At 71.8% G+C, this 9,754-nt stretch carries 9 protein-coding genes; 4 read left to right on the top strand and 5 right to left on the bottom strand.

What is annotated here, in order from left to right:
• The coding region (locus VGZ32_RS24630) for a bifunctional DNA primase/polymerase (RefSeq protein WP_326888565.1) at positions 1–1,244 on the bottom strand (1,244 nt) is incomplete at its 3' end.
• Between the two features lie 113 nt (positions 1,245–1,357).
• On the opposite strand from VGZ32_RS24630, the gene dtd reads away from it, so the two are divergent.
• The gene (gene dtd / locus VGZ32_RS24625; protein ID WP_326888564.1) at positions 1,358–1,783 is read left to right on the top strand and encodes a D-aminoacyl-tRNA deacylase; all 426 of its coding nucleotides are present in this window, start codon (positions 1,358–1,360) and stop codon (positions 1,781–1,783) included.
• Positions 1,784–1,907: 124 nt separating this feature from the next.
• Here dtd and VGZ32_RS24620 read toward each other — a convergent pair whose 3' ends face one another.
• Positions 1,908–2,705: a pirin family protein gene (locus VGZ32_RS24620; RefSeq protein WP_326888563.1), complete on the bottom strand. Its 798-nt coding sequence runs from the start codon at positions 2,703–2,705 to the stop codon at positions 1,908–1,910.
• 177 nt (positions 2,706–2,882) lie between these two features.
• On the opposite strand from VGZ32_RS24620, the gene VGZ32_RS24615 reads away from it, so the two are divergent.
• Both VGZ32_RS24615 and VGZ32_RS24610 read left to right on the top strand, forming a co-directional pair.
• Entirely contained in the window at positions 2,883–3,365 is a 483-nt protein-coding gene (locus VGZ32_RS24615) for a hypothetical protein (RefSeq protein WP_326888562.1), read from the top strand.
• 240 nt (positions 3,366–3,605) lie between these two features.
• Positions 3,606–4,814 carry a lactonase family protein gene (locus VGZ32_RS24610; RefSeq protein WP_326888561.1) on the top strand — a complete coding sequence of 403 codons (1,209 nt, stop codon included), beginning with the start codon at positions 3,606–3,608 and terminating at the stop codon, positions 4,812–4,814.
• Between the two features lie 64 nt (positions 4,815–4,878).
• Here VGZ32_RS24610 and VGZ32_RS24605 read toward each other — a convergent pair whose 3' ends face one another.
• Positions 4,879–6,552, bottom strand: a complete 1,674-nt coding sequence (locus VGZ32_RS24605; RefSeq protein ID WP_414642592.1) for a beta-N-acetylhexosaminidase — start codon at positions 6,550–6,552, stop codon at positions 4,879–4,881.
• 151 nt (positions 6,553–6,703) lie between these two features.
• On the opposite strand from VGZ32_RS24605, the gene VGZ32_RS24600 reads away from it, so the two are divergent.
• On the top strand, positions 6,704–8,008 hold the full coding sequence (locus VGZ32_RS24600) for an amino acid deaminase (RefSeq protein ID WP_326888559.1): 1,305 nt from the start codon (positions 6,704–6,706) through the stop codon (positions 8,006–8,008).
• Between the two features lie 25 nt (positions 8,009–8,033).
• Here the strand turns inward: VGZ32_RS24600 and VGZ32_RS24595 are convergent, their stop codons facing one another.
• Both VGZ32_RS24595 and VGZ32_RS24590 read right to left on the bottom strand, forming a co-directional pair.
• Positions 8,034–9,158: a glutamate--cysteine ligase gene (locus VGZ32_RS24595; RefSeq protein WP_326888558.1), complete on the bottom strand. Its 1,125-nt coding sequence runs from the start codon at positions 9,156–9,158 to the stop codon at positions 8,034–8,036.
• Positions 9,159–9,252: 94 nt separating this feature from the next.
• Positions 9,253–9,754, bottom strand: a 502-nt coding sequence (locus VGZ32_RS24590; protein ID WP_326888557.1) for a nucleotidyltransferase family protein, incomplete at its 5' end; no start/stop codon positions are given.

Raw genomic sequence — 9,754 nt, 5'->3', positions numbered from 1 at the left:
TTCGCGCTCAAGGCGGCGGCGCACAGCGCGGCTGCGTCGTATGCGCGGTCCACTGCGCGCAGTGCGCCGAGGAACTCCGCCGCGCGCGGTGGCAGCGTCGCGTCGGGCCCGGCGGCTCCGGCTCTCTGTGTAGTCGGCCGCGCCAGCTCTGCGCGCGCTGGGACTGGCCGGGCCTGTGACTGAGGCCGGCTCGGCATGCGTGGGCGGGCGATCCCCGCGCCGATGCCTGAGGAGAGGGTCGATGCCACCTCGCGCGGTGCCAGACCAGCCCGGCGCGCGGCATCCGTGAGCTCACCGGTGGCCAGGTCGTGGTCGAGGATTCCCGCCCCGATGAGCCGTCCGAGCGAAAACGCGGCGCGGTTGAGCGTGTCGTTGCGGGTGCCCACGCGGGCTGTGCGGACGCGTTCCACCTCGTTGCGCAGAGCTGCCGCGGCGTATGCGCTCGCTCCGTCGGGCGTCGACCCGACGAAGCCGGTCGGCGCGACGAGCACGGCGGCGGGCGCGGGGACGACCGGCGGGGCGTTGAGCGCCTCGAGTTCGCGCAGCAGCCAGTGCGGCGGCGAGGCGATCGGTATGTCCGCGATGACACGGTAGGAGCGGCCGTCGATGATCGATCCCGGCCCGACGACGTACCCGCCTTCCGCGCGCGTGTCGATGAGCGGGCCGAGGCGGCCGGCGGTGTTGCGAAGCCTCAATCCGCGCGGCGCCCTGTAATAGAGGTGTCGGCCGCCGGTCGGTGTCGCGACTGTGAGGGTGGGCGGCAGCTCGCGTCCGGCGGCCAAGGCACGCAACGCCTCGGCGCCGTGGCGCGGTTCGTCCGGGTCCGGCTCGGTCCCCGGCGCTTCCTTCGCCACGTCGAGGTCGAGCACCAGCAGCCCACTCGGGCCGCACGCCACCCCGACGTTCGCGCCGGGCCGCACGATCTGGCGCAGGCGGGCGGCGTCGGCGGTGGCCTGGCCCTCCCAGTCCCGGCGCACCGCGGGCACTTTCGTGCCCGGCCGCAGCGGGAACACTGCGAACCCGCGCGAGGCGAGGGCGAGCGCCGCCGAGACACCGTCCGGGCGGGCGACGGCCGAGCCCGCCCTCGGTTCCCCACCACCACGCCGTCGCGCCCCGGGGTTCCCGCCGCTCCCGCCTCGGTGTGCGTGTGCGGCGTCGACTCGCGTCGTGTGAGGATGCGCGCCGCTCACACGTACAGGCGCGTCCCTGCGGCCTGGCAGGTCGTTCGGTGCGGACTGAAGCATCCGGTGGACCTCCTCAGCGTCGCCGAGTCTCGCAATCGCACACATGTTCTATACCCATCATGCACCCGACCACGCGTTCACGCAGGGGCGCGAAAGCGTGAAAACATCAGGCCATGCGAGCAGTCGTGCAACGTGTCACCGAGGCGTCCGTGCAGGTCGCGGGCTCCGTAGTGGGCCAGATCGGCGAGCCCGGGCTCTGCGTCCTGCTCGGCGTCACCCACGCCGACACCGACCAGCACGCGCGGCGGATGGCGGAGAAGCTCTGGACGCTGCGCATCCTGGACGGCGAGAAGTCCTGCGCCGATCTGGACGCGCCGTTGTTGCTGGTCTCCCAGTTCACCCTCTACGGGGACGTACGCAAGGGACGTCGGCCGAGTTGGAGCGCCGCCGCGCCGGGTCCGGTGGCCGAGCCGCTGGTCGAGGTCACCGCCGCTGCGCTGCGCGAACTCGGCGCCCGGGTTGCGACGGGCGCGTTCGGCGCGCAGATGAAGGTAGCGCTCGTCAACGACGGGCCGTTCACGGTGATCGTGGAGATTTGATCACCGCGCGACGGCAGAGCAGCCGGAATCGGGCACTCTCGCCTGAGCGCCAGGCAGCGTCGTCGCAGGAAAGCGGACCGCCTCGTCGGAGGAGTGGACCGCGTCGTCATGGGAAGCGGACAGTCTAGGCGTCGAAGCCGAGCCGGGCGTGCATCTCCCAGACCAGGATTTCGGCCGGCTCGCTCGCGGTGACCCGGCGGCCATCGCTCGCGGTGAGTCGTGCGGAGTCACCGGCGGCCAGCGGCCCGACACCCTCGAGCTCCACCGCGCCGAGCGCGACGAACAGGTGGATGAACGGTGCGGCAGGCAGGGTCACCGACGCGTTCGGCTCGAGCCGTGCGGCGTGCAGCGCGGCGTCCTTCTGCTTGATCCTGATCGCGGCGGCGCCGTCGTGCCGCGCCATGCCCGAGGCGACCGGGACCAGGCCGCCGCGCAACAGCTCGTCGCCGATCTCCAGTTGCTCGTATCCGGGATCGATGCGCGCCTCGTCCGGCACGACCCACATCTGGACGAAGTGGACGGGTGCGTCGTGCGGAGCGTCGCCGGTCAGCCGCCACGCGTCGTTCTTCTCCGAGTGCAGGATCCCCCGGCCCGCGCTCATGCGCTGCGCCAGGCCCGGATAGATCACCCCCGCGTGCCCCTCGGAGTCCTGGTGCACGAGCGCCCCGCGCAGGACCCAGGTGACGATCTCCATGTCCTCGTGCGGATGGGTCTCGAAACCGGCGCCGGGCCGCACCGTGTCGTCGTTGTTGACCAGGAGCAGGCCGAAGTGGGTGTTGCCGGCGTCGTAGTGGCGGCCGAAGGCGAAGGAGTGCTTGGAGTCGAGCCAGGAGATCTTCGTGTGGGACCGGTCCTCGGCGCGTTGCAGCTCGACGGCCGGCGCGAGCGACGGTACCGCCTTGCTGATCGGGTAAACCGGCATCGGAGCCTCCTGAGGACGGGTCGGCGGCGCGGTGGCTGCCGCCTCGACGGTAGTTGAACAATAAACAAAAGGACAGCCTGCCGGATTCCGCACCACGAGCCGCGCCCGACACACCTGCCCCACTGCTCGACTCACCGTACGTCGTGACGCCCGCGGCCCCGCCTCGTTGATCGGGACATGACCGCGAATGCCCCTGAGGAGGCCGAGATCGCAACCGCGCAGACGGAGGGGTCGGAGCCCGAGCCGACCGCCGAGCCCGAGCCCGGCCCCGAGGCCGTGATCCCCCCGCAGACCCGGAGTGAGTCCGCAGCCGGGAGCGCCGACAGCCCTGAGCCGCGAACATCCGCGTCGCAGACGTCAGACACGGGCGGCGAACCCGAGCCCGAGGCGGACCGCGGGAAGGCGAAGCGTGCGCGCAAAGCGGTGCGCGGCAAGAGCGCGGGCGGGACGAAGACCCTCGTCGTCTGGCGCGAGGGCCGCGTTCACTACGCGGACGACGGCGTGCTCGTCGTGGACCTCGACGAGGCCGCGTCGCCCGACACGGACATGCACGACGTCGTGGACCGGCTCGCCGAACTGCGCGAAGCGCTGGACTCCCCCGGCCGGGCCGACGCGGTCGCCGCGCTCGCGGAGATCATCCAGGACAAGGCCCTGAGCTGATTTCGCCGCACAAATCAGGGACGGACGCCATAATCGCAATGAGCTGACCGGGGGCGGCCACTCCCCGACGTCGACCCGGGTCCGCCGGTGTGGTCTGCGCCGCTTCGGATACTCGCAACGGGGACGAGAACCGGCCCAGCGACGCTCGCATGGGCGGGCGACGGCGGGCCACGCGTCGCACGGCCCGCCGTCGCCCCCGTACGCGCTGGTAGGGTGCAGCTGACCTGCATGGAGGGATGAGTGACCGGCACGGAGAAGCGGCGGCTTTTTATCGGCCGCTACACGGAGGGTGACGACTCCGCCGCGTCCGGGCCCGTCGGCTCGGAGGATGAGCGCGCGGAGTCTGGCGCGTTCGCGTCCTCCGATGACGCGGGCGACGCTTCCGGTTACGCCGATGCCCGAAGCCAGACCACCCTCACGCCGCCGGCCACGCGGCGCGTCGCACCGCCCGGCCACGGCATCGTCGTGGCCGAGTTCAACCGGTCGACGCTCGACATCACGCCGGTCGCGAGCGTCGAGACGCCCGAAGCGTCATACCTGGCGCTCAGCCCGAAACGCGACGTCCTGTACGCGGTGCAGGAGGAGGCGGACGGGCGGATCGCCGCCTTCTCCATCGGGGCCGACGGCAGGACCCTGACCCGGATCGGCGACGTCGCGACCGGCGGCGCGCATCCCTGCCAGCTCGTGGTGCACCCCAGCGGCCGGTTCCTGCTCACCGCGAACTTCGGCTCCGGGAGCATAGCGGTGCACGCGATAGGCCCGGACGGGGCACTCGGGGCGCTGCTCGACCTGGTGGAGCACACCGGCCACGGCCCCGACGACCTGCGCCAGAACGGGCCGCACGCCCACATGGTGCTGCCGGACCCGTCCGGCGAGCTGATCATGGCGGCGGATCTGGGGACCGACTGCGTGTATTCGTACTCGCTCGACCCGGAGTCGGGGCGGTTGTCGCCGCTGGCGCAGAACCGGGTCGGCTGGGGCTCGGGGCCGCGCCATCTCGCCTTCCATCCGACCGCCGCGACCGTGTACGTCACCAACGAACTGAGCGACACGCTGTCGGCGTGTCCGTACAACCCCAAGACCGGCATGCTCAAGGACGTGCGCGATTTCCGGGCCGCCCCGCGCGGGACCTACACCCGCAACTACCCCGGCGGGATCATCGTCTCGCCGGACGGGAAATTCAGCTACTGGTCAAACCGCGGCGACGACTCGATCGTCGCCGGGCCGCTCGCCGACAACGGCGCGCACTTGGGCATCGGCGCGCGGTGGGACTGCGGCGGTGTGTGGCCGCGCCACATCACCCTCACGCCGGACGGCACTGCCCTGTTCTGCGCGAACCAGCGTTCCGGCGGGATCACCGGTTTCCGGGTGGACCGGGCGACCGGGCGGCTCACGCCCTCGGGCGGCGGACTGGATGTCAGCCAGCCAGCCCACGTGCTCGTCGGCTGACGTCGTCGGCGACACCGGCCCGGCTCCGGCTCCGGCTCCGGATCGATCGGATAAGTCGGCGCGTTCAGCGCGGCCAGCCCGGCGCGTCGGGACGGCTCTGCCACGGCAGCGGTCCCGCGTCGCGCCGGTATTCGACCCCGAGCGCGCCGAGTCGCTGCTCGTGGACGGCGAGGCGGGCGCGGAAGTCCCCGAAGTCCCGGTCCGCGCCGCCCCAGACGGTCTCGGCGAAAGCGGATAACCGCGGGAACGCCGCGTAGTCGACGGCGCGCGCCGTGTCGAGGTGTTCGGTCCAGATGTTGCACTGCGCGCCGAGCACCAGGTCGGCTTCGGGGGTGCCGAGCAGGTCCCGCGGCACGGGTTCGAAGGCGTGGACGCGGGCGAGGTCGGTGACCTTGCCGACCGGGATCGGTTCGTCGAGGCCGTCGGCCTGGCGCCAGTCCAGGTAGACCTGGTCTTCGGGACACAGGACCACGCGATACCCGGCGCGTGCCGCAGCAATACCGTGCTCGACCGAGCGCCAGGCGCCGATGACTGTGCCGCCGGCGGCGTCGCGCGGGGGCGGCTGGATGCCGCTGTCGCAGATCTCGTCCCAGCCGAGCAGTGTTCTGCCTCGCGCGGCCAGGTACTCTCCGAGCCGCGCGGTGTACCAGCCGCGGATCGCATCAGCCGACGGGAGGCCGAGTTCGGCGATGCGGGCCTGCGCGCGCGGGCTGTTCTCCCATTGGACGGCAGGGCATTCGTCGCCGCCGACGCCGACGTACTGGCCCGGGAAGAGCTCGAGCACCTCGTCGAAGACCTCGAAGACGAACCGCAGGGTGGATTCCTCTGCGTTGAGGACACCCTCGTGGATGCCCCAGCGGGTGACGACCTCGGGAGCTGCCGGGTGGCCGGGCGCGTCGGTATTGCCGAGTTCGGGGTAAGCGGCGATCGCGGCGCCGGTGTGTCCGGGAACGTCGATCTCTGGGACGACGGTGATGTGCCGCTCGGCCGCGTAGGCGACGATTTCGCGGATGTCGTCCTGGGTGTAGTAGCCACCGTGCGGGCGTCCGTCGAAGCGTTCGTGACGCCGGTCGCCGATCGGACTCTCCCGCCGCCACGCGCCGACCTCCGTGAGTCGGGGATGCCGCTTGATCTCGACGCGCCAGCCCTGGTCGTCGGTCAGATGCAGATGCAGGATGTTGAGCTTGTGCAGCGCTATCTGGTCGATGAAGCGCAGTACGTCGCGCACAGGCAGGAAATGCCGGGCGACGTCGAGCAGTGCGCCGCGCCAGCCGAATCGGGGGTGGTCGGCGATCGTCAGTGCCGGAATGCTCCAAGCGCCGCTGCCGACACGGGCACTGCGGTACGCGTTGGGGCCGAGCAGCGCGCGCAGGGTCTGAGCGCCGTAGAAGACCCCTGCGGCACCGCCGGATTCGATCGACGCGCGGCCGGGTTCGACGACAAGCCGGTACTCCTCCGCGCCGAGGTCGACGGCGTCGGAGCGCAGCGAGATCACGGGGTGCGCACCGTCTGACGGCGTCGGCGCGTCGCGCAGCGGGAAACCGGTGGCCGGGGTGAGCCACCCATGAAGCAAGGCCGCTACTCCCCGGCTGCCGGAGTCGGCGTCGAGGCCGGTGGCGGCGGACAGCTCGAACCACCCGTCGCTCCGTTTGATCTCGGCCGGACACGGCACGAGGCCGAGCGCCGTATTCGTGTCCACCGCCTTTGTGTCCACCGCCTTTGTGTCCACCGCATTCATGTCCACCGCGTCCGAGTCCGTGTCCGCTGTCTGCGCGTCCGACGCGCCCATGTGGTCTCCACCTGCTCGTGAACGGCGCTGCTCATTGACCCACCGAGGCCGGGATGTTACAACCGATCAGGCAGAGGAGCAATTACACACGGGAGGCCGGGTGGACGACGCGGCGCTGGCGGCCCTGGGTGCGGAACCGGTCGATTGGCGGTTCAAGGGCTTCCCCTCGGTGTTCCACGGCAGGACCGTCGCCGACCTCGTCGCGGCAAAACCGGCGCTGGCCGAGTTCTCCACCCCGCTCATGGTGCTCGACGCCGGCGCGCTCGACCACAACATCACGCTCATGGCCGATTACTGCGCCCAGCGCGGGGTGGACCTCGCCCCGCACGGCAAGACCACGATGGCGCCGCAGCTGTTCGCGCGGCAGCTTGCGGCAGGCGCATGGGGCGTCACGGCGGCCACCATCGCGCACGTGCGGGTCTACCGCCGGTTCGGCGTGAACACCGTGCTGCTCGGGAACGAGCTGATCGATCCTGACGCGCTGACGTGGATCGCGCGCGAGCTCGAACGCGACGCAGGGTTCCGATTCTTGTGCTTCGCCGATTCGGTGGAGGTCGTCGCGCTGATGGAGTCAGCACTGCGCGATGCGACACCGGCACCGGCACCGGGCACTGGCCGGCTCATCGAAGTGATCGTCGACCTCGGACTGCCTGGAGGGCGCACAGGGTGCCGCGACATTGAGACGGCGGTCGCGGTCGGGCGGTCGGTCCGAGACGCCGCGAACCTGCGCCTGGTCGGGGTCGGCGGGTTCGAGGGGGCGCTGGCCGGGGACCGCTCCCCCGCCGCGCTCGAGCGCATTCGCAGCTACCTGCGCTTCGTCCGCGAGACAGCTGCGGCCCTGGACGACCTCGGTTTGTTCGACGAGGCCGAGAGAATCGTGGTCACGGCAGGCGGCAGCGCGTATTTCGACGATGTCGTTGACGCGTTGACGGCACCGCTAAGCCTCTCCCGGCCGGTGCGACCCGTGCTCCGCAGCGGTGCGTACGTGACGCACGACGACGGCCATTATCGAACGCTGACACCGTTCGCCGTCGCTGACGGCGGCGCCGGTACCACCGGGTTCCGTCCGGCGCTGAACGTGCTCGGCCGGGTAATCTCAACGCCCGAACCAGGACTCGCGCTGCTCGACTTCGGCAAGCGGGACGCGCCGATCGACCTCGGGCCGCCGGAGCCGCATTGGCTGCGCCGCGCCGCGGACGGCGAGCGTGTCGAGTTGACCGGCTGCTCGATCTCCGGACTCGCGGACCAGCACGCCTTCCTTACGCACGGTGCGGAGATGCGCCCGGCCGTCGGCGACATCGTCGCGTGCGGGATCTCGCATCCGTGTACCGCGTTCGACAAGTGGCAGCTGATCCCGGTCGTCGAGGACGAACACGTCGTCGACCTGATCCGCACCTTCTTCTAGTTCTTCTGGCTCCCTGCCAGGCCGGTCAGCCGACGAGGTCGCTGCCGGCCACCGTCTCGGTCGCGAGCAGGTTGAGCACACCGAGCGGCCCCGACTCGGCCAGGGCGCGGCGCTGGCGGCGGCATCCGTTGCCGTCCTCGAGCAGCAGGCCGACTAGGGCGGTGACCTGTTCGCTGTCGCCGCACTCGTCGAGCGCCGGGGTGACGTACTTGAGCAGGTCCTGCACCGCGTCGCGGGCCTGAACCGGTCCTCCGCCGACGCCGACCAGCAGCCCCTCCAAACCCTGCCGCGCCGCATGCCACCCGGCCGCATTCACCAGTTCCGGCGTCGGCGGCGGATCCGGCTCGTCGGGGAAGGTCCCGTCCGCCCGCCGCTCGCGCAGCGCCGTGAGCACCAGTCCCCTGATCAGGCCGGCCAGCATGACCGTCTCCTCGACGCGCATCTGCACGTCGGGGGCGCGCACCTCGATGGTGGGGTACCGCTCGGACAGGCGCGCCTGCCAGTAGATCTGGCCGCTGTCGCGGATCGCGCCGCCGGTCACCAGGGCGCGCACCCGCCGGTCGTAGTCGGCGGCGTCGGCGAACGGCGGGGGCGGCCCGGTGACCGGCCACCGCCCGAACACGACGGTGCGCCAGCTGGCGAACCCGGTGTCGCGCCCGCGCCAGAGCGGCGAGTTCGCGCCGACCGCGACCAGCACGGGCAGCCACGGCCGCAAACGGTTGAGCACGAACACCCCGGCGGCCCGGTCCGGCACCGCGACGTGCACGTGCATGCCGTTGATCATCTGCTCGTCGACCAGCTGGGGCGCGTCCTCGTACATTGAGCGGTAGCGCCGGGTGTCGGTGATCTCCGGGTGGCCGTCGACCGAGAACGGCGCGGAGCCGGAGGCGCCGATCCGGCAGCCGACCCGTTCCGCCGCGGTGCCCAGCGCGTGGCGCAGCCGCAGCAGGTGGCCGCCGACCTCGTCGAGCGACTCGCACACCGGGGTGGCGACCTCGAGCTGGACCTGCAGCAGTTCGTGCTGGACCTCGGCCACCGAGACCGCGTCATCGAGCCCTGCGACGTCCAGGACCTCCTCGGCGACGGCCGCGGGCAGGCCGGTGGCCGGATCGAATAGGAGGTACTCCTCCTCGACGCCGAGTGTGATCACGCCGTACAGATACCCTGCGGCCGGGGGCGGAACCGCTCTATGCCCCGGGTCGTCCCGATTCGCTGCCCGGTTGGCGTACCGGGAGACGGGGGCGCTACTGCTCCTGCGCGAGCAGGCCGAGGTCCGCGGGCTGGTCGATGTCGACCGGGCGGCCCAGGCCCGTGCAGTCGACAAGCGTGATGCTCTCCTCGCGGGCGCGCAGGAAGTGGCGCGCGCCGCCGTCGCCGGTCGCGCTCGCTGCGACGTCGGGCAGGTGCTGCGCGGCGACCAGGACCGGATGGCCGCGGCGGCCGGCGTATGCGGCGGCGGCGATCTGCGCGCCGGCCTGGTGCGCGGCCACGACCTTGACCACGGCCTCGGCGGTGATGAATGGCTGGTCGGCCAGGAGGATGAGGACGGCGCCGCACGCGGCGGGCACGGCCGCGAGGCCCGCGCGCAGGGACGAGCTCAGGCCAGTCGACCAGTCCGGGTTGACGACCGCCTGGTCGAGCGTGTCGGCCCGGGCGAGGTGGAGCACGTCGTCCGCGCCCGCGCCGAGGACGCAGATCACCGGGTCGCAGCCGCCTTCGCGGGCGACCCGGGCCGCGCGGTCGACG

The organism is Actinocrinis sp. (genome assembly GCF_035938995.1).
In the GTDB taxonomy this organism is placed as follows: Bacteria; Actinomycetota; Actinomycetes; order Streptomycetales; family Catenulisporaceae; genus DASZGI01.
The sequence above is the reverse complement of the archived record's forward strand: the minus strand, read 5'-3'. Positions and strand labels throughout refer to the sequence as shown.